This is a genomic window from Pseudomonas sp. 273, from assembly GCF_029201425.1.
Lineage (GTDB): Bacteria > Pseudomonadota > Gammaproteobacteria > Pseudomonadales > Pseudomonadaceae > Pseudomonas > Pseudomonas delhiensis.
In genome coordinates this window covers 5,792,003-5,809,566 of the sequence record NZ_CP116775.1, presented here as the reverse complement: position 1 = coordinate 5,809,566, position 17,564 = coordinate 5,792,003, and the positions used below count along the sequence as shown (strand labels likewise).

Sequence of the window (17,564 nt, the reverse complement as noted above, 5' to 3'; positions counted from 1 at the left end):
CTAATCTTGCAGAGCATTCCGGGACGCTCCTCGAACATCATGAGCATGTCACCTGAGCACTTGGAGCCCTTCATGCCTCTATCTACGTTAATGCAGTCGATCGAGATATCCGACGTTACTGAAACGGCTGACGACGATGTCGAGTTGTGCCTGATCGTGGGGCAGCGTCGCGAAGAGCCTTCCAGGGATGTTTCGTTGGATGAGCTTTGATCCCGATCGCATTGGAGGTTCCTATGGTCAACGTCACCATCAGAAACCTGGAAGCAGACCTCGAGGCCAAACTTCGTGTGGTTGCTGCTAGCCATGGTCGTTCGATGGAGGAGGAGATTCTGGTGATCCTGGCTCAGGCGCTCTCCGGGAGTGAAAAGCGGGGAGGCTTGGGTAGTCGGATTCACGCACGCTTTGCATCCATAAGCGAGTTGGACATCGAGCCTCCTGTTAGCAAGTGCAAGGCCCGTGCGGCGGACTTCGACGAATGATCCTGCTCGATACCCGTGTTCTTTCAGTATTGGGACGGGCTGAGCTGGAATCGGCCGTTATGCATCTGGATCGATGCGCAGCCCATGTCGATCCTTGGAAGAAGTAGCCTGCCTTGCGCTTCCCATCGCTAACTCAGTCAGGCCATTAGTGGGCTACCACGAGGGGGAGATCATGAAAACCAACGGAATGCGCCCCGTCCATCCAGGGGAAGTCCTCCATGAAGAGTTCCTGCTGGAGCTGGGGATAACTCCGACGACCTTGGCACGAGCCCTCAAGGTGTCGGTTCCGACCGTCAACGACATCATTCGCGAGCGTCGAGATGTCTCCGCGGATATGGCTATCCGCTTGGCTCGCTACTTCGGCACGTCGGCTGATTTCTGGATGAACCTGCAGAGCGCGTGCGCGCTGGCCACTGCCTATGCGGCAAATGGTGAGCAAATCGTGCACGAAGTTGAGCCACTGGCCGGTCGTGGCTAGAGCTAGCTACCGAGGGAATGCAAGGGCCTCGCGAATGGCGATGCGGGCGGAAGAGGGGAGATAGGTTGTAGTCTGCCGCCCCAAAAGAAAAGGGGCTAGCTTTCGCTAACCCCTTGAAAATAATGGTGGCTACACCGGGACTTGAACCTGGGACATCAGCATTATGAATGCTGCGCTCTAACCGACTGAGCTATGTAGCCGAGTGGCGCGCATTTTCCGGATCTTTCGGGGGGCTGTCAACCCCTTTGGCTAGATATTTTTCTGTTCTTTCAAGCGTTTAGCGGGACGGGTGGTAGGCCGGGAACGAAAAGGCCCCGCGGGGTGCTCGGGGCCTTTTCTCGTCCTGGGCTGGCGCCTTGGGCGCCTGCGAAGGGCTTAGACGTTGAAGCGGAAGTGCATCACGTCGCCGTCCTTGACGATGTAGTCCTTGCCTTCCAGGCGCCATTTGCCGGCTTCTTTCGCGCCCTGTTCGCCCTTGAACTGGATGAAGTCGTCGTAGGCGACCACTTCGGCGCGGATGAAGCCTTTTTCGAAGTCGGTGTGGATCACCGCCGCGGCCTGCGGGGCGGTGGCGCCTACGCGGACGGTCCAGGCGCGGACTTCCTTCACCCCGGCGGTGAAGTAGGTCTGCAGGTGCAGCAGTTCGTAACCGGCGCGGATCACGCGATTCAGGCCGGGCTCTTCGAGGCCGAGGGATTCGAGGAACATGTCCTTCTCCTCGCCGTCGTCCAGTTCGGCGATCTCGGCCTCGATCTTGTTGCACACCGGCACCACCATGGCGCCTTCTTCCTCGGCTATGGCTTTCACCACGTCCAGGTGCGGGTTGTTCTCGAAGCCGTCCTCGGCGACGTTGGCGATGTACATCACCGGCTTGCTGGTCAGCAGGTGGAAGCCGCGCACCAGGCGCTTCTCTTCGTCACCGAGGTTCTTCATCAACGAGCGCGCCGGCTTGCCTTCGCTGAAGTGCGGGATCAGCTTCTCCAGCAGGGATTTCTGCGCGATCGCGTCCTTGTCGCCGCCCTTGGCGTTGCGCGCGACCTTCTGCAGCTGCTTCTCGCAGCTTTCCAGGTCGGCGAAGATCAGTTCCAGCTCGATGATCTCGATGTCGCGCTTGGGGTCGACGCTGTTGGCCACGTGGATGACGTTGTCGTCCTCGAAGCAGCGCACCACGTGGGCGATGGCGTCGGTCTCGCGGATGTTGGCGAGGAACTTGTTGCCCAGGCCTTCACCCTTGGAGGCGCCTTCCACCAGGCCGGCGATGTCGACGAACTCCATGGTGGTGGGGAGCACCCGCTCGGGCTTGACGATCTCCGCCAGGGCGTCGAGGCGCGCGTCGGGCATCGGCACGATGCCGCTGTTCGGCTCGATGGTGCAGAAGGGGAAGTTCTCCGCCGCGATACCGGATTTGGTAAGGGCGTTGAACAGGGTGGATTTGCCGACGTTGGGCAAGCCGACGATGCCGCAGTTGAAGCCCATGCTGTGTACCTCTGGCGGAGACGGGTCAGGCCTTCGGGCTGTGCAGCTTCTGCATCGCGCGGGTCCAGTCCCCTGCGAGCATCTCCGGCAGCACGCCGAGGGCGGAATCTATGCTGGTGTCGAGCAGCTCCTGCTCGCTGCGCGGGGCGCGGCTGAGAACGAAGCCGGAGACCAGGCTGCTGTGCCCCGGATGGCCGATGCCAAGCCGCAGGCGGTGGAAGCCGTTCTGGTTGCCGAGTTGGGCGATGATGTCGCGCAACCCGTTGTGCCCGCCGTGGCCGCCGCCTTTCTTGAGCTTGGCGACGCCGGGAGGCATGTCGAGTTCGTCGTGGGCCACCAGGATGGCTTCGACCGGAATGCGGAAGAACCCGGCGAGCGCCGCCACGGCCTGGCCGCTGCGGTTCATGTAGGTGGTGGGGATGAGCAGACGAACGTCGCGGCCCTGGTGGCTGAACTTGCCGACCAGGCCGAAGTACTTCTTGTCGAGGTTCAGGCTGACGCGTTCGCGGTCGGCCAGGCGCTCGACGAAAAGGGCCCCCGCGTTATGCCGGGTCTGGTCGTATTCCGGGCCTGGGTTGCCCAGGCCAACGATCAGTTGCACGGCGGTCACGACGGGGGCCCTTTCCTTGGAGGCTAAGAGGCTGGCGAGTGATTACTCGGCAGCGCCTTCACCTTCTTCCTTGACTACGCGGGAAGCGTGGATGTTGGCCACGGCCAGGTCGTTGCCATGGGCCAGCTGAACCAGTTCCACGCCTTTCGGCGGCTTGAGGTCGGACAGGTGAACGATCTGACCGACTTCGACTTTCGCCAGGTCGACTTCGATGAATTCCGGCAGGTCTTTCGGCAGGCAGGAAACTTCGACTTCGGAGACGACGTGGGAAACTTCACCGCCGCCTTGCTTGACGCCGACTGCGGTTTCCTCGTTGAGGAAGTGCAGCGGAACGTGAGCGGTCAGCTTGTGGTCGGCGACGACGCGCAGGAAGTCGGCGTGCATGACGAAGCCTTTGGCCGGGTGGCGCTGCAGGGCCTTGATCAGCACGGTTTCCTTGGCGCCATCGACGTCCAGGGCGATGACGTGGCTGAAGGCAGCCTCGTTTTCCAGCAGCTTGGCGATTTCACGCAGTTCCAGGGTCACGGAAACCGGGGCTTTCTCGCCACCGTAGATGACCGCGGGAACCAGACCGGCATTACGACGCAGGCGGCGGCTCGCACCTTTCCCCAGGTCGGAACGCGCTTGGGCATTCAGAACAAAGTCAACCATTACACTATCTCCAAAATGACAAGATCGCCCGAGCGCTTGCGACCAGCGTTCGGGCGACTCTTCAAATGCCCCGCCGCGGCGGGGCGCTTTCGTCAGGCCCTGTTCCTCAGCGGAACATGGCGCTGATCGATTCTTCGTTGCTGATCCGGCGCATGGCTTCGGCGACGACCGGCGCGATGTCCAGTTGACGGATGCGGCCACAGGCCTGGGCAGCGGCGGACAGCGGGATGGTGTTGGTCACCACCAGCTCGTCCAGTACGGAACCCTCGATGTTCTCGATGGCACGGCCCGACAGCACCGGGTGGGTGCAGTAGGCGATGACCTTGGCGGCGCCGTGCTCTTTCAGAGCCTTGGCGGCGTGGCCGAGGGTGCCGGCGGTATCGACCATGTCGTCGACCAGTACGCAGGTACGGCCTTCGACATCACCGATGATGTGCATGACTTCGGACTGGTTGGCCTTCGGACGACGCTTGTCGATGATGGCAAGGTCCACGCCCAGGGACTTGGCGACGGCGCGGGCGCGCACCACGCCACCGATGTCCGGGGAGACGATCATCAGGTTCTCGAAGCGCTGGTCCTCGATGTCGTCGACCAGTACGGGCGAGCCGTAGATGTTGTCGACGGGGATATCGAAGAAGCCCTGGATCTGGTCGGCGTGCAGGTCGACGGTGAGGACGCGGTTGACGCCCACGACGGTCAGCATGTCGGCCACGACCTTGGCGCTGATGGCCACGCGGGCGGAACGCGGACGGCGATCCTGGCGGGCATAGCCGAAGTAGGGGATGACCGCGGTGATACGAGTGGCCGAGGAGCGGCGGAAGGCATCGGCCATCACCACCAGTTCCATCAGGTTGTCGTTGGTCGGAGCGCAGGTCGGCTGGATCAGGAAGACGTCCTTGCCGCGGACGTTTTCGTTGATCTCGACACTGATTTCGCCATCGGAGAACTTGCCGACGGAAACATCACCGAGGGGAATGTGCAGTTGACGCACGACTCGGCGTGCCAGGTCGGGGTTGGCGTTCCCCGTGAAGACCATCATCTTGGACACGCGCAGTACCTGCCGGCTGAGGGTGGGCCTGATGAACCAAAAAGCTGTTCAAAGGCCGTGGCTTTTGAACAGCTTTTTTGTATATGGCAGGGGCGGCTGGATTCGAACCAACGCATGGCAGGATCAAAACCTGCTGCCTTACCGCTTGGCGACGCCCCTATGAATTTTGCTGTGCAGCGCTTCCGTTACCGTCGTACGCAACCCCCGTGGGGTTAATGGCAGGGGCGGCTGGATTCGAACCAACGCATGGCAGGATCAAAACCTGCTGCCTTACCGCTTGGCGACGCCCCTGTATCGTACAACCGAATGCTCTGCATTCCTTCTCAGGTCAGCTCTTGAAGCTTGCGATGCAACAGGGAGGTGTTGCGACCCCGTGCGACGAAGCTTGGCAGAGTGGCCGGAAGTTGGCGGCGAACTTTATCAGCATCGCCCTGGTTTGGGAAGCTCCCAAACACACAAGCTCCGGTTCCGGTCAATCTGGCCGATGTGAATTTGTTCAACAACATCAGCGCGTTACGTACAGCTGGGTAACGTTTCTCGACGACCGTCTGACAGTCGTTTCGACCGTCCACCCCGAGAAGGCTGCGAACTTTAATGGGCGGAGTATCCCGTGTCAACTCGGGATCGGAGAAAACTTCTGCTGTGCTGACAAAGACTTGCGGCACGACGACGAGGAACCAGGGCTCCTCCAGCTCGACCGGCGTGAGCCGCTCGCCCACCCCTTCGGCGAAGGCCGCGCGGCCGCGCACGAACACCGGCACGTCGGCGCCCAGGCCCAGGCCCAGGGCCGCCAGGCGGTCCTCGTCCCAGCCCAGTTGCCAGAGGTGGTTGAGGCCGACCAGGGTGGTGGCCGCGTCGGAGCTGCCGCCGCCGATGCCGCCGCCCATGGGCAGGCGCTTGTCCAGCCAGATGTCGGCGCCCAGCCCGGTGCCGGACTGCTCCTGCAACTGGCGCGCGGCGCGGACGATCAGGTTGCTGTCGTGGGGCACGCCGGGGATTTCGGTGTGCAGGCGGATCTGCCCGTCCTCGCGCGGGGCGAAGTGCAGTTCGTCGGCGTGGTCGAGGAACTGGAACAGCGTCTGCAACTCGTGGTAGCCGTCGGCGCGGCGGCCGAGGACGTGCAGGAACAGGTTGAGCTTGGCCGGGGCCGGCAGGGTCAGGCGCGCTTGCATGTCAGTGCGCCTGGCCGAGCAGGCGCGGTTGCCAGCTCTTGATCACCAGGGTGACGTCCAGGTCCTTGCCGTGCAGCTTCAGGCGCTCGGGCAGCCAGTAGCCGTCCTGCTGGGCGTAGCTGCTGTATTCCACGTCCCAGCCGTCCTGCTCCAGGCGCGCCAGGCGGCTGTCGCTGTCGAGGGTCAGGCGGCTCTTGCTGTCTGGCGCCGGCAGGCCGCGCACCCACCAGAGCAGGTGGGACACCGGCAGGCGCCAGCCCATCTGCTGCTCCAGCAGGGCCTCGGGGGACTCGGCCTGGTAGCGGCCCTGCCCGGCGACTTCCAGGGTCACCGCGCCCTCGCGCCCGGTCAGGCGCGCGGCGCCGCGGCCCAGCGGGCCGGACAGGCGGATGTCGTAGTAGCCCTGGCGTTGCAGCCAGAACAGGGTGCCGCTGCCGGAGTCCTTCGGGGCACGGATGCCGACCTTGCCGTCGATCTGCCAGCCGTCGAGGGCGGCGACGCGTTCCTTGTGGGTCTTCCAGCTGTCGGCGTTGCCCTGGCCTTGCAGGGCTTCCTGGGTGGTGAAGCCGGCGCAGCCGCTGAGCAGGAGCAGGGCGGCGGCGCCAAGGACGTGAATCAGACGCATGGGAAATCTCAGGGGGTCTTGGACCCGGTCAGGCGCAGCAGGGTGTCGCGCAGCACCGGGCTGTCGGGCTGGTTCTGCAGGGCGGCGCTCCAGACTTCGCGGGCCTCGCGCTGCTTGCCGCGGGCCCAGAGCACTTCGCCCAGGTGCGCGGCCACTTCGTGGTCGGGGAATTTCTCCAGGGCCTGGCGCAGGTAGGTCTCGGCCTGGTCCAGGTTGCCCAGGCGGTAGTTGACCCAGCCCAGGCTGTCGAGGATGGCCGGGTCGTCCGGGTTCAACTGGTGGGCCTTCTGGATCAGCTCGCGGGCCTCGTCGTAGCGCGTGGTGCGGTCGGCCAGGGTGTAGCCCAGGGCGTTGAGCGCCATGGCGTTGTCCGGCTCGCGCTGGATGATCAGGCGCAGGTCCTTCTCCATCTGCACCAGGTCGTCGCGCTTCTCCGCCAGCATGGAGCGGGTGTAGAGCAGGTTGAGGTCGTCGGGGAACTGCTTGGTGCCCTGCTCGATGATCTGCCAGGCGCGGTCGGCCTGGTTGCGGTTGGACAGGCCCTCGGCCTCGATCAGGTACAGCTGGATGGCGTAGTCGGGCTGGCGCTCGCGGGCCTCGGCCAGGCGTCGCGAGGCTTCCGCGCTGCGCCCGGAGTCCATGAGTATCTCGCTCTGGCGCAGCTGCGCCGGGAGGAAGTCGTTGCCCGGGCCGACCTGGGCGTATTCCTTGAGCGCGGTTTCCGGGTCCTTCTGTTCCTCGGCGAGGCGGCCGAGGTTGAAGTGCGCGGCGTCGGTGTGGCTGTCGCGCTCGACCAGTTCCTGCAGGTAGACCTTGGCCTCGTTCCAGGCCTGGGCTTCCAGGCACACCAGGGCCAGGGAGAAGCGCAGGTCGTCGTCGTCGGGGAACTGCTGCACCAGGGCGGAGAACTCGGCCTTGGCGTCGTCCAGGCGGTTCTGCTCCACCAGCAGGCGGGCGTAGGCCAGGCGTACGCGCTTGTCGTCCGGGTGTTCCTTGATGCCGGCCTTGAGCAGCGGCAGGGCCTCGTCGCTGCGCTTCATGCTCTGCAGCAGGCGCGCGCGCAGCAGCATGGGGGCCACGTCATGGCGGCTGGCCGGCTTGCTCTCCAGCAGGCTCAGGGCCTCCTGCGGGCGGCCGTCCTGCTGCAGCAGCAGGGCCTTGCCGAACAGCAGTTGGCCGTTGTCGGGGTACTTCTTCAGCAGGCGGTCGAAGCTCTGCAGCAGGCCGGCGCGGGTGTCCGCGTCGGTTTCCGCGGCGGACAGGGCGAGGAAGTCGAAGTGGGTGTCGCCCTGGCCGTTGAGGACCTTCTCCATGTACACCATGGATTCGTCGTACTGGCCGGTGCGCGCCAGCTGCAGGGCGGCGGCGCGCTGCGCGTCGAGGTCGTCGGGGGCGGCCTTGGCCCAGATCAGCGAGGTGTCCAGGGCTTCCTGGTCGGCGCCCAGGTACTCGGCGATGCGGAAGGCGCGCTCGGCCACGCCCGGGTCCTGGGTCTGCCTGGCCTGGTCGACGTAGTTGGCCAGGGCGATGTCGAAGCGGTTGCGCTGGCCGGCGATCTCCGCCACCAGCAGGGAATACAGGGTGTCCTCGCTGAAGGAACCGTACTTGCGGCCCTTCTCCGCGCTGGCCGCACTGTCCTTGGCCGGCTTCGGCGCCGGTTCCTTGTGCAGCATGGATTGGCAGCCACCGAGCAGCAACAGGGCGGTCAGCAGCGCTAGGGATTTGTTCATAGACGAAAGAGAGGGACCTGGACGGCGGGTTGTGCCCCATCATGACATAAGCCATTCGGCAAGCCCATGGGGTGGGGGCAGCCAAAACCCAGCATAGACGCACAGATCGACTGCTTGTATTGCGGTGGTTGTCCTCCATCGGTCGACGTAGGACAATTGCGGGCTTCCTGAATTACCTCAGCGATCCCGCATGGCCTTCATTGCCCTTGGCATCAACCACAAGACAGCTTCGGTGGCCGTCCGTGAGCGCGTGGCGTTCACGCCCGGGCAGATGGTCGAGGCCCTGCAGTTGCTCTGCCGGCTGACCGCCAGCCGCGAGGCGGCGATCCTTTCCACCTGCAACCGCAGCGAACTCTACCTGGAGCTGGAGCACCCGGAGGCCGAGGACGTGCTGGCCTGGCTGGCCGACTACCACCGCCTGAGCCTGGACGAGCTGCGCAGCTGCGCCTACGTGCACGAGGACGAGGACGCGGTGCGCCACATGATGCGCGTGGCCGCCGGCCTGGACTCCATGGTGCTGGGCGAGCCGCAGATCCTCGGCCAGATGAAGTCCGCCTACGCCGTGGCCCGCGAGGCCGGCACCATAGGCCCGATGCTCGGCCGCCTGTTCCAGGCCACCTTCAGCACCGCCAAGACCGTGCGCACCGACACCGCCATTGGGGAGAACCCGGTGTCGGTGGCCTTCGCCGCGGTCAGCCTGGCGCGGCAGATCTTCAGCGACCTGCACCGCAGCCAGGCGCTGCTGATCGGCGCCGGCGAGACCATCACCCTGGTCGCCCGTCACCTGCACGAGCAGGGCGTGAAGCGCATCGTGGTGGCCAACCGCACCCTCGAGCGCGCCAGCCTGCTGGCCCAGGAGCTGGGTGCCGAGGCCATCCTGCTGGCGGACATGCCCGAGCACCTGGCGCACAGCGACATCGTCATCAGCTCCACCGCCAGCCAGTTGCCGATCCTCGGCAAGGGCGCGGTGGAGCGGGCGCTCAAGCAGCGCCGGCACAAGCCGATGTTCATGGTCGACATCGCCGTGCCGCGCGACATCGAGCCGGAAGTCGGCGAGCTGGACGACGTCTACCTCTATAGCGTCGACGACCTCCACGAAGTGGTCGCCGAGAACCTCAAGAGCCGCCAGGGCGCGGCCCAGGCCGCCGAGGAACTGGTGGGCGAGGGCGTCGTCGAGTTCATGCAGCGCCTGCGCGAGCTGGCCGCGGTGGACGTGCTGCGCGCCTACCGCCAGCAAGCCGAGCGCCTGCGCGACGAGGAACTGCAGAAGGCCCAGCGCCTGCTGGCCAACGGCGGCGACCCCGGCGACATCCTCGCCCAGCTGGCCCGCGGCCTGACCAACAAGCTGCTGCACGCCCCCAGCGTGCAGATGAAGAAACTCTCCGCCGAGGGCCGCATCGATGCGCTGGCCCTGGCGCAGGAACTGTTCGCCCTCGAGGAGGGCCTTGAGAAGCGATGAAAGCCTCCCTGCTGACCAAGCTGGACAACCTCAGCGACCGCTACGAGGAGCTCACCGCTCTGCTCGGCGACGCCGAGGTGATCAGCGACCAGACCAAGTTCCGCGCCTATTCCCGCGAGTTCGCCGAAGTCGAGCCGGTGATCCTGGCGTTCCGCGACTTCCGCAAGACCCAGGCCGACCTCGAGGGCGCCCAGGCGCTGCTCAAGGACAGCGACCCGGACCTGCGCGAGATGGCCGAGGAAGAGGTCGCCAGCGCCAAGGCGTCCCTGACCGAGCTGGAAGACCGCCTGCAACGCATGCTGCTGCCCAAGGACCCGAACGACGGGCGCAACGTGTTCCTGGAAATCCGCGCCGGCACCGGCGGCGACGAGGCGGCGATCTTCTCCGGCGACCTGTTCCGCATGTACTCGCGCTATGCCGAGCGCCAGGGCTGGCGCGTCGAGGTGCTCTCGGAGAACGAGGGCGAGCACGGCGGCTACAAGGAAGTGATCGCCCGCGTCGAGGGCGACAGCGTCTACGCCAAGCTCAAGTTCGAATCCGGCGCGCACCGCGTGCAGCGCGTGCCGGCGACCGAGTCCCAGGGCCGCATCCACACCTCCGCCTGCACCGTGGCGGTGCTGCCGGAACCCGACGAGCAGGCGGCCATCGAGATCAACCCGGCCGACCTGCGGGTGGACACCTACCGCTCCTCCGGCGCCGGCGGCCAGCACGTGAACAAGACCGACTCGGCCGTGCGCATCACCCACATCCCCTCGGGCATAGTGGTGGAGTGCCAGGAAGAGCGTTCGCAGCACAAGAACCGCGCCAAGGCCATGGCCTGGCTGGCGGCCAAGCTCAACGACCAGCAGCAGGCCGCGGCGCAGCAGGCCATCGCCAGCACCCGCAAGCTGCTGGTGGGCTCGGGCGACCGCTCCGAGCGCATTCGCACCTACAATTTCCCGCAGGGGCGGGTCACCGACCACCGCATCAACCTCACCCTGTACTCCCTGGGCGAGGTCATGGAGGGCGAAGTGGAACAGGTGATCGAGCCGCTGTTGCAGGAATACCAGGCCGACCAGTTGGCCGCCCTGGGGGATTGAGGCGCCATGGCCACCATCATGACCCTGCTCGCCGAAGCGCAATTGCCCGACTCGCCCAGCGCGCGCCTGGACGCCGAGCTGCTGCTGGCCGCCGCCCTGGGCAAGCCGCGCAGTTTCCTGCGCACCTGGCCGGAGCGGGTGGTCGACCGCGAGGTGCGTGAACGCTTCGAAGGCTGGCTGGCGCGCCGCCGCGCCGGCGAGCCGGTGGCCTACATCCTCGGCCGCCAGGGCTTCTGGAGCCTGGACCTGGAAGTGGCGCCGCACACCCTGATCCCGCGCCCGGACACCGAGCTGCTGGTGGAAACCGCCCTGCAGTTGGTGCCGGCCAGCCCGGCGCGGGTGCTCGACCTGGGCACCGGCACCGGCGCCATCGCCCTGGCCCTGGCCTGCGAGCGCCTGAGCTGGCGGGTCACCGGCGTCGACCGTATTCCCGAGGCCGTGGCCCTGGCCGAGCGCAACCGCGAGCGCCTGCGCCTGGCCAATGTCGGCTTCCGCCAGAGCCACTGGTTCTCCGCCCTGGAAGGCGAGCGCTTCGCCCTGATCGTCGGCAACCCGCCGTACATCCCCGGCAGCGACCCGCACCTGCAGCAGGGCGACGTGCGCTTCGAGCCGAAGAGCGCGCTGGTGGCCGGCGCCGACGGCCTCGACGACATCCGCCTGATCGTCGGCCAGGCCCCGCGCTTCCTCGAGCCGGGCGGCTGGCTGCTGCTGGAGCACGGCTACGACCAGGCCCCGGCGGTGCGCGACCTGCTGCTGGGCAACGGTTTCCGCGAGGTGGAAAGCCGCCGCGACCTCGGCGGCCACGAACGTATCAGCCTGGGGCGCCTGCCATGTTGAACGACGAAGAACTGCTGCGCTACAGCCGGCAGATCCTCCTGCCGCAGATCGACATCGACGGCCAGCTGCGCCTGAAGAATGCCCGCGCGCTGATCGTCGGCCTCGGCGGCCTGGGCTCGCCGGTGGCGCTGTACCTGGCCGCGGCCGGCGTCGGCGAGCTGCACCTGGCCGACTTCGACAGCGTCGATGTGACCAACCTGCAGCGCCAGGTGGTGCACGACAGCACCCAGGTCGGGCGCAGCAAGGTGGACTCGGCCATGGCCCGCCTGGCCGCCATCAACCCGCAGGTGAAGCTGGTGCCGCACCGCCAGGCGCTGGACGGGGATTCCCTGGCCGCGGTGCTGGCCCAGGTCGACCTAGTGCTGGACTGCTGCGACAACTTCTCCACCCGCGAGGCGGTCAACGCCGCCTGCGTCGCCGCCGGCAAGCCGCTGGTCAGCGGCGCGGCCATCCGCCTGGAAGGCCAGCTCTCGGTATTCGACCCGCGCCGCGACGACAGCCCCTGCTACCACTGCCTCTACGGCCATGGCAGCGAAGCCGAGCTGACCTGCAGCGAGGCCGGCGTGGTCGGGCCGCTGGTGGGCCTGGTGGGCAGCCTGCAGGCGCTGGAGGCGCTGAAGCTGCTGGCCGGCTTCGGCGAGCCGCTGGTGGGCCGCCTGTTGCTGGTGGACGCCTTGGGCACGCGCTTCCGCGAGCTGCGCGTGAAGCGCGACCCGCAGTGCTCGGTCTGCGGCGTAACGCATGGCTGACGAGCGGCCGATAGGCGTCTTCGACTCCGGCGTCGGCGGCCTTTCGGTGCTGCGCGAGATCCGCGCGCGGCTGCCCGGCGAATCGCTGGTGTACCTGGCCGACTGCGGCCACGTGCCCTATGGCGAGAAAACCCCGGAATACATCCGCGAGCGCTGCCGGCGCATCGCCGAATTCCTCATCGCCCAGGACTGCAAGGCCCTGGTGCTGGCCTGCAACACCGCCACCGCGGCGGCCGCCTCCGACCTGCGGGAGCGTTATCCACAACTGCCGATCCTGGCCATGGAGCCGGCGGTGAAGCCGGCCGCGGCGGCGACCCGCAGTGGCGTGGTCGGCGTGCTGGCCACCACCGGTACCCTCAAGAGCGCGCGCTTCGCCGCCTTGCTCGACCGCTTCGCCAGCGACGTGCGGGTGATCACCCAGCCCTGCCCGGGGCTGGTCGAGCGCATCGAGGCCGGCGACCTGGACGGGCCGCAGACCCGCGAACTGCTCCAGGGCTTCGTCGAGCCGCTGCTGGCCGAGGGCTGCGACACCCTGATCCTCGGCTGCACCCATTACCCCTTCCTGCGCCCGCTGCTGGGCCGGATGCTGCCGAGCGGGGTGTCGCTGATCGACACCGGCGCCGCGGTGGCCCGCCACCTGCAGGCATCGCTGGTCAGTCGTGGCCTGCAGGCACTGGGGCCGGCAAAAAAAACGCACTTCTTCACCAGCGGGGCGGTCGAGATGTTCGAGAGGGTGTTGCCGGTGTTGTGGGGCCTTGATGGATCGGTCAGATTTTTTGCCGATTGAGCAAAGCAGATTCTGAATAGGCGTAACAATCTGCTGACAATTCCGAGGCCTAATCTGGCAATTCGCCTTATAATCGTTAGCTATTCGCGGGGATTTTTCATTCAGCTTATCCATAAGGATCTTTCGATGAAGAAGCTACTCTCGCAGGCCGCCTTGGCCGCAATCATGATGGTGGGCGCAGCCGGCGCAGCGCAGGCCGCGAATCTGACCGCCGCGGCAGGCGCCACCGGCCAGGGCGACGTGGCCCTGCGCCTGGGTGCGAGTTTCGACTGGGACAAGACCTGGTGGGAAAGCGGTACCGGCCACCTGACCGGCTACTGGGACACCGGCGTCACCTACTGGGGCGCCGGCGACCGCGCGGGTGCCCGTTATTCGCTGTCCTTCTCGCCGGTGTTCGTCTACCAGTTCAATGGCGACAGCGTGAAGCCCTTCATCGAGGCCGGCATCGGCATCGCCGGCTTCAGCGGCTCCGAGGTCGGCGACCATGACCTGGGCAGCGCCTTCGCCTTCGAGGACCGCCTGGGCTTCGGCCTGAAGTTCGCCGGCGGCCAGTCGGTGGGCATCCGTGCCATCCACTACTCGAATGCCGGGCTGTCGATGCCCAACGACGGCATCGAGTCCTACAGCCTGTTCTACAGCCATCCGCTGTAAGAGTTTTGCTGTAAGAAAAAACCGGCCCAGGTGGCCGGTTTTTTCATGCCCTGGGTTTACGAGCCATTCTCCGGAAATCCGTAGGGCGGACGTTAGTGTTCCGGCCGACGGCGGATAACCCGGCACGATTCGCGGATGAGATCCGCTCCGACGTCTCGCCCACGTCGTTCCCATGTAGGAGCGCGCCCTGCGCGCGAAATCGCGGGCAGGGCCCGCTCCTACAGGTCATCGGGTAGCACCGCATCCGGAGTGCTCTTCGTAGGAGCGAGCTTGCTCGCGAACAGACTCCGCTGCGGGGCTCATTCGCGAGCAAGAACTAGGCGTCCCCCCTCGCTCCTACGAGAAGCCGTGCTCGCCTGGGCGGATTCAGCCCCCGGCAGATTGCGGAAAGCCTCCAGCACCCGCTCGCGGCTCGCCGCCAGGTCGAGCATCGGCGCCGGGTAGCCGGGTGCGCCGAACAGCCCCAGGCGCGATGGCTCGTGCAGGCTTTCGCCGTCCAGTTGCGCCAGCTCCGGCAGCCACTGGCGCAGGAAGCGCCCGTGGGGATCGAAGCGGCGCGACTGCGCCAGCGGGTTGAACAGGCGGAAGTAGGGCGCGGCGTCGGTGCCCGTGGAGGCGCTCCATTGCCAGCCGCCGTTGTTCGCCGCCAGGTCGCCGTCGACCAGGTGGCGCATGAACCAGCGTTCGCCTTCGCGCCAGTCGATCAGCAGGTTCTTGCTGAGGAACATGGCCGTGAGCATGCGCAGGCGGTTGTGCATCCAGCCGGTGGCCAGCAACTGGCGCATCGCCGCGTCGATGATGGGGAAGCCGGTACGCCCCTGCTGCCAGGCTTCCAGGTCCGCCGGCGCGTGGCGCCAGGGCAGTGCCTCGGTCTGTGCGCGGAAGGCGCGGCCGCGGCTGACCTGCGGGAAGCCGACCAGGATGTGCTTGTAGAACTCGCGCCAGAGCAGCTCGTTGATCCAGGCCACGGGGCCCGGGCCGCCGCTCTCGAACTCGCCCCGGTTGTTCGCCAGCGCCGCGTGCAGGCACTGGCGCGGCGAGAGCACGCCGGCGGCCAGGTAGGCGGAGAGCTGGCTGGTGCCGTCGAGGTCCGGGCGGTCGCGTCGTTCTTGGTAATGCGCCAGGTCGTCCTCGGCGAAACCGGCCAGGCGCTCGCCGGCGGCCTTTTCCCCGACGGGCCAGAACTCGCGCGCCCGGGCGGCGCTGGGCGCGAAGCCGGGCAGTTCGTCGGGCACGGGGTCGCTGGCCACGTCCAGTGGCGCCTGCGGTGGCGGCGCCGGCAGGCAGGCGGGCAGGGCGCTGGCCAGGCGCTGGTAGCAGAGCTTGCGGAACTGGCTGAAGACCTGGAAGTAGGTGCCGCCGCGGGTGAGCAGGCTGCCGGGGGCGAAGAACAGCTGGTCCAGGTGGCTGTGGAAGCCCACCCCGGCTTCGGCCAGGCGCCGCTTCACCGTCTCGTCGCGGCGGCTTTCGTGGAGGCCGTATTCCTCGTTCACCCGTACCGCGGCGATGCCCAGCGTTTGGCACAGCTGCAGCAGGACTTCGGGTGCCTGGCCCCAGGTATCCGCTTCGCGCACCAGCAGCGGGATGTTCAGCCGCGCCAGGTCGTGCCGCAGCGCCTGCAGGTTGCGCAACCAGAAGTCGACCTTGTTCGGCGAGTCGTCGTGGGCGCGCCACTGGCCGGGGCTTAGCAGGTAGCAGGCGATGACCGGGCCGGCCTGCGCCGCGGCGGCCAGGGCGGTGTTGTCGTGCACGCGCAGGTCGCTGCGCAGCCAGAGCAGTTGGCGCCTCATTCGCCGCCCCCGCCGTTGAGCAGGCCCAGTGCCTGCAGGGTGGCGCGCGCCTGCAGCGGGTCCTGCGCCAGGTGCAGGCCCGGGTGGCTGCCGCGCTGCAGGTCGGCCAGCTCCCGCGCGTGGATGTTCACGCTGGCGCCCACCAGCAGGGTGGGGCAGATGCAGCCGTCGAGCAGGCGCGCCAGGTGCGTCGGGCTTAGGCTCTGGTCGGAGTAGAGGAGCAGGGCGCGCGGGTTCAGGCGTTGTTCGACCAGGGCGATCTCGGCGCAGGACAGCGGGCCGTCGAACACCTGCACCGGGCAGCCGGCGGCGCTGGCCAGCCAGGCGCACAGCCAGTGGCCGGTCTCCCGCGGGTGCTCCGACTGGTTCACCAGCAGCAGTGGCCGCCCCTGCTGCTGGCGGTTGTAGTGGTACAGGCGGCCGCCGAGCTTGCTGCGCAGCCAGGAATGGTAGAGCAGGCGCTCCAGGCCGCTGCCGAACTGGCCCTGCCAGCGCTGCTGGAGGTCGCGCTGCAGCGGCAGCATCAGGTGCTCGCACAGCGTCTGCGCCGGGTAGATCGACAGGGCGCCGTTGAACAGCTCGTCCAGGCGCTGTTCGTCGAGCCGGGCGATGGCGCCCAGCGCCTGCTGGCGCAGGTCGTCCCAGGGCGAATGGGTTGCGGCCGCCGCCCGTGGTGGTTCGTCGAGCAGGTCGCGCACCTTGCCCACCGCCACGCCGCGTTCCAGCCAGGTGAGGACGTGGCGGATGCGCTCCAGCTGCTCGGTGGAGTACAGGCGGTGACCCTTGGCGGTGCGCTGGGGGACGACCAGCCCGTAGCGGCGCTCCCAGGCGCGCAGCGTCACCGGGTTCACCCCGGTGCGCCGCGCCACTTCGCTGATGGGCAGCCAGCCGGCGGCCAGCGCCTGGCGATAATCGTCGGGGAGGGTGTCGCTTCGTTCAGATGGCATTGCGTAGACCCAGGGCCTCGGGGTGGGGTTGCAGGTACGCCTGGCGGGCGATGTACGGGTGCGGGTGGCGGCGGAAGTGGTGCTTGAGCAGCGACAGGGGCACCACCAGCGGCACGTCGCCGTGGCGGTACTGCTCGATCAGATGCTGCAGTTCGGCGCGGTCGTCCGCCGCCAGGGCGCGCTTGAGGTAGCCGGCCAGGTGCTGCAGCACGTTGCTGTGGCTGCCGCGGCTGGCGCAGTGGCCCAGCGCCTGGCTGAAGGTGCGGTAGTACAACGGGCCGAAATGCTCCGCCGGGTGCCGGCCGATATCCGCCAACTGGTGGCCCAGCTCGGCGTACAGGCGCGGGTGGTGGGCGAGCAGCTGGTACTTGTAGCGCGAGTGGAAATCGAGGATCGCCTTGTGCGTCAGCCCGGCGCGGCACAGGGCGAGCCAGTCGAGATGGGCGTAGACGCGGGTGACGAAGTTCTCGCGCAGGCGGGGATCGTGCAGGCGGCCTTCCTCTTCCACCGGCAGCTCGGGGCGGGCGGCGCAGAAGGCTTCGGCGAACAGGCCGCGGGCAATCGCCAGGGGCGGCTGGCCGTCGTCGGGGTAGAGCTTGACGCGGTGCAGGCCGCAGGAGGGGGACTTCTGCATGAAGATGAAGCCGCCCAGTTCGTCCAGCTGGCCGGCCTGCTCCGCGCCATGGCGACGCAATGCCGCACTGTGGTCCAGGGTCGCATCGCGGCTGTCCACGGCGCGCGGCCGGGCGGCCTCGCCGACCAGGCGCAGGGTCGGGCGCGGCACGCCCAGGCCGATGGCGACTTCCGGGCACAGCGGGACGAAATCGAAATGCCGGGCAAGGTCCTCCAGGCACAGGCGCGAAGCCTTGTGCCCGCCGTTGTAGCGGACGTTCGCGCCGAGCAGGCAGGCGCTGATGCCGAGCCTGGGCCGGGGAGGGGAAGTGGACATGGTCTGGCCCTGTACAAGTAGGCTTCACGTGTACAACTATTTTTCAG

At 67.2% G+C, this 17,564-nt stretch carries 18 protein-coding genes and 3 tRNA genes; 8 read left to right on the top strand and 13 right to left on the bottom strand.

Annotated elements, in window-relative coordinates:
- The first annotated feature begins 233 nt into the window (after positions 1-233).
- Both PKO50_RS26515 and PKO50_RS26510 read left to right on the top strand, forming a co-directional pair.
- A complete protein-coding gene (locus PKO50_RS26515) occupies positions 234-479 on the top strand; it encodes an Arc family DNA-binding protein (protein WP_109936225.1) in 246 nt (81 codons plus the stop codon).
- A gap of 172 nt (positions 480-651) precedes the next feature.
- Entirely contained in the window at positions 652-957 is a 306-nt protein-coding gene (locus PKO50_RS26510) for a HigA family addiction module antitoxin (RefSeq protein WP_109936226.1), read from the top strand.
- A 123-nt stretch (positions 958-1,080) separates the two neighbouring features.
- Here PKO50_RS26510 and PKO50_RS26505 read toward each other — a convergent pair.
- From PKO50_RS26505 to PKO50_RS26460, 10 genes are all read right to left on the bottom strand, one after another.
- Positions 1,081-1,157: transfer RNA gene (locus tag PKO50_RS26505), tRNA-Met, on the bottom strand.
- A 175-nt stretch (positions 1,158-1,332) separates the two neighbouring features.
- The gene (gene ychF, locus PKO50_RS26500; RefSeq protein ID WP_109936227.1) at positions 1,333-2,433 is read right to left on the bottom strand and encodes a redox-regulated ATPase YchF; all 1,101 of its coding nucleotides are present in this window, start codon (positions 2,431-2,433) and stop codon (positions 1,333-1,335) included.
- Between the two features lie 25 nt (positions 2,434-2,458).
- Positions 2,459-3,043, bottom strand: coding sequence for an aminoacyl-tRNA hydrolase (gene pth / locus PKO50_RS26495; RefSeq protein ID WP_275627697.1), 585 nt, complete (start codon positions 3,041-3,043; stop codon positions 2,459-2,461).
- Positions 3,044-3,085: 42 nt separating this feature from the next.
- Positions 3,086-3,694: a 50S ribosomal protein L25/general stress protein Ctc gene (locus PKO50_RS26490; RefSeq protein WP_275627696.1), complete on the bottom strand. Its 609-nt coding sequence runs from the start codon at positions 3,692-3,694 to the stop codon at positions 3,086-3,088.
- Between the two features lie 106 nt (positions 3,695-3,800).
- Entirely contained in the window at positions 3,801-4,742 is a 942-nt protein-coding gene (locus tag PKO50_RS26485) for a ribose-phosphate pyrophosphokinase (RefSeq protein ID WP_024128138.1), read from the bottom strand.
- Positions 4,743-4,826: 84 nt separating this feature from the next.
- Positions 4,827-4,901 (bottom strand) — tRNA-Gln (locus PKO50_RS26480).
- 57 nt (positions 4,902-4,958) lie between these two features.
- A tRNA-Gln gene (locus PKO50_RS26475) sits at positions 4,959-5,033 on the bottom strand.
- 32 nt (positions 5,034-5,065) lie between these two features.
- Positions 5,066-5,914, bottom strand: a complete 849-nt coding sequence (gene ispE / locus PKO50_RS26470; RefSeq protein WP_275627695.1) for a 4-(cytidine 5'-diphospho)-2-C-methyl-D-erythritol kinase — start codon at positions 5,912-5,914, stop codon at positions 5,066-5,068.
- 1 nt (position 5,915) lies between these two features.
- Complete coding sequence (gene lolB / locus PKO50_RS26465) at positions 5,916-6,539, bottom strand: lipoprotein insertase outer membrane protein LolB (RefSeq protein WP_275627694.1); 624 nt, start codon at positions 6,537-6,539, stop codon at positions 5,916-5,918.
- 8 nt (positions 6,540-6,547) lie between these two features.
- On the bottom strand, positions 6,548-8,269 hold the full coding sequence (locus PKO50_RS26460) for a tetratricopeptide repeat protein (protein ID WP_109936232.1): 1,722 nt from the start codon (positions 8,267-8,269) through the stop codon (positions 6,548-6,550).
- Between the two features lie 190 nt (positions 8,270-8,459).
- On the opposite strand from PKO50_RS26460, the gene hemA reads away from it, so the two are divergent.
- The 6 genes from hemA (at position 8,460) to PKO50_RS26430 (ending at position 13,831) form a co-directional block, all read left to right on the top strand.
- The gene (hemA, locus tag PKO50_RS26455) at positions 8,460-9,728 is read left to right on the top strand and encodes a glutamyl-tRNA reductase (protein WP_109936233.1); all 1,269 of its coding nucleotides are present in this window, start codon (positions 8,460-8,462) and stop codon (positions 9,726-9,728) included.
- Positions 9,725-10,807 (top strand): peptide chain release factor 1, encoded by a 1,083-nt coding sequence (gene prfA, locus PKO50_RS26450; protein ID WP_275627693.1) that lies wholly within the window; start codon positions 9,725-9,727, stop codon positions 10,805-10,807. Before hemA ends, prfA begins: the two co-directional genes overlap by 4 nt.
- 6 nt (positions 10,808-10,813) lie before the next feature.
- Positions 10,814-11,644: a peptide chain release factor N(5)-glutamine methyltransferase gene (gene prmC, locus PKO50_RS26445; protein ID WP_275627692.1), complete on the top strand. Its 831-nt coding sequence runs from the start codon at positions 10,814-10,816 to the stop codon at positions 11,642-11,644.
- On the top strand, positions 11,638-12,393 hold the full coding sequence (locus PKO50_RS26440; protein ID WP_275627691.1) for a molybdopterin-synthase adenylyltransferase MoeB: 756 nt from the start codon (positions 11,638-11,640) through the stop codon (positions 12,391-12,393). Before prmC ends, PKO50_RS26440 begins: the two co-directional genes overlap by 7 nt.
- Positions 12,386-13,180: a glutamate racemase gene (murI, locus tag PKO50_RS26435; protein ID WP_275627690.1), complete on the top strand. Its 795-nt coding sequence runs from the start codon at positions 12,386-12,388 to the stop codon at positions 13,178-13,180. The genes PKO50_RS26440 and murI overlap by 8 nt, the downstream gene beginning before the upstream one ends.
- A gap of 126 nt (positions 13,181-13,306) precedes the next feature.
- Positions 13,307-13,831, top strand: coding sequence for an acyloxyacyl hydrolase (locus PKO50_RS26430; RefSeq protein WP_109936238.1), 525 nt, complete (start codon positions 13,307-13,309; stop codon positions 13,829-13,831).
- 299 nt (positions 13,832-14,130) lie between these two features.
- Here the strand turns inward: PKO50_RS26430 and phrB are convergent, their stop codons facing one another.
- Genes phrB through PKO50_RS26415 form a run of 3 tightly spaced genes read right to left on the bottom strand, consistent with a single transcriptional unit; the run spans position 14,131 to position 17,517 of the window.
- Positions 14,131-15,621 carry a deoxyribodipyrimidine photo-lyase gene (gene phrB / locus PKO50_RS26425; protein ID WP_275627689.1) on the bottom strand — a complete coding sequence of 497 codons (1,491 nt, stop codon included), beginning with the start codon at positions 15,619-15,621 and terminating at the stop codon, positions 14,131-14,133.
- Positions 15,618-16,568 (bottom strand): MerR family transcriptional regulator, encoded by a 951-nt coding sequence (locus PKO50_RS26420; RefSeq protein ID WP_109936239.1) that lies wholly within the window; start codon positions 16,566-16,568, stop codon positions 15,618-15,620. The genes phrB and PKO50_RS26420 overlap by 4 nt, the downstream gene beginning before the upstream one ends.
- Positions 16,558-17,517 (bottom strand): DUF523 and DUF1722 domain-containing protein, encoded by a 960-nt coding sequence (locus PKO50_RS26415; protein ID WP_275627688.1) that lies wholly within the window; start codon positions 17,515-17,517, stop codon positions 16,558-16,560. The genes PKO50_RS26420 and PKO50_RS26415 overlap by 11 nt, the downstream gene beginning before the upstream one ends.
- Positions 17,518-17,564 lie beyond the last annotated feature (47 nt).

Bases quoted from the DNA above. Each gene is read 5' to 3' on its own strand.
- PKO50_RS26515 (WP_109936225.1), top strand. From the start codon at position 234: ATGGTCAACGTCACCATCAGAAACCTGGAAGCAGACCTCGAGGCCAAA.
- ychF (WP_109936227.1), bottom strand. From the start codon at position 2,433: ATGGGCTTCAACTGCGGCATCGTCGGCTTGCCCAACGTCGGCAAATCC.
- PKO50_RS26460 (WP_109936232.1), bottom strand. From the start codon at position 8,269: ATGAACAAATCCCTAGCGCTGCTGACCGCCCTGTTGCTGCTCGGTGGC.
- hemA (WP_109936233.1), top strand. From the start codon at position 8,460: ATGGCCTTCATTGCCCTTGGCATCAACCACAAGACAGCTTCGGTGGCC.
- PKO50_RS26430 (WP_109936238.1), top strand. From the start codon at position 13,307: ATGAAGAAGCTACTCTCGCAGGCCGCCTTGGCCGCAATCATGATGGTG.
- PKO50_RS26415 (WP_275627688.1), bottom strand. From the start codon at position 17,517: ATGTCCACTTCCCCTCCCCGGCCCAGGCTCGGCATCAGCGCCTGCCTG.
- prmC (WP_275627692.1), top strand. From the start codon at position 10,814: ATGGCCACCATCATGACCCTGCTCGCCGAAGCGCAATTGCCCGACTCG.
- prfA (WP_275627693.1), top strand. From the start codon at position 9,725: ATGAAAGCCTCCCTGCTGACCAAGCTGGACAACCTCAGCGACCGCTAC.
- lolB (WP_275627694.1), bottom strand. From the start codon at position 6,539: ATGCGTCTGATTCACGTCCTTGGCGCCGCCGCCCTGCTCCTGCTCAGC.
- phrB (WP_275627689.1), bottom strand. From the start codon at position 15,621: ATGAGGCGCCAACTGCTCTGGCTGCGCAGCGACCTGCGCGTGCACGAC.
- PKO50_RS26490 (WP_275627696.1), bottom strand. From the start codon at position 3,694: ATGGTTGACTTTGTTCTGAATGCCCAAGCGCGTTCCGACCTGGGGAAA.
- PKO50_RS26440 (WP_275627691.1), top strand. From the start codon at position 11,638: ATGTTGAACGACGAAGAACTGCTGCGCTACAGCCGGCAGATCCTCCTG.
- PKO50_RS26420 (WP_109936239.1), bottom strand. From the start codon at position 16,568: ATGCCATCTGAACGAAGCGACACCCTCCCCGACGATTATCGCCAGGCG.
- murI (WP_275627690.1), top strand. From the start codon at position 12,386: ATGGCTGACGAGCGGCCGATAGGCGTCTTCGACTCCGGCGTCGGCGGC.
- PKO50_RS26510 (WP_109936226.1), top strand. From the start codon at position 652: ATGAAAACCAACGGAATGCGCCCCGTCCATCCAGGGGAAGTCCTCCAT.
- ispE (WP_275627695.1), bottom strand. From the start codon at position 5,914: ATGCAAGCGCGCCTGACCCTGCCGGCCCCGGCCAAGCTCAACCTGTTC.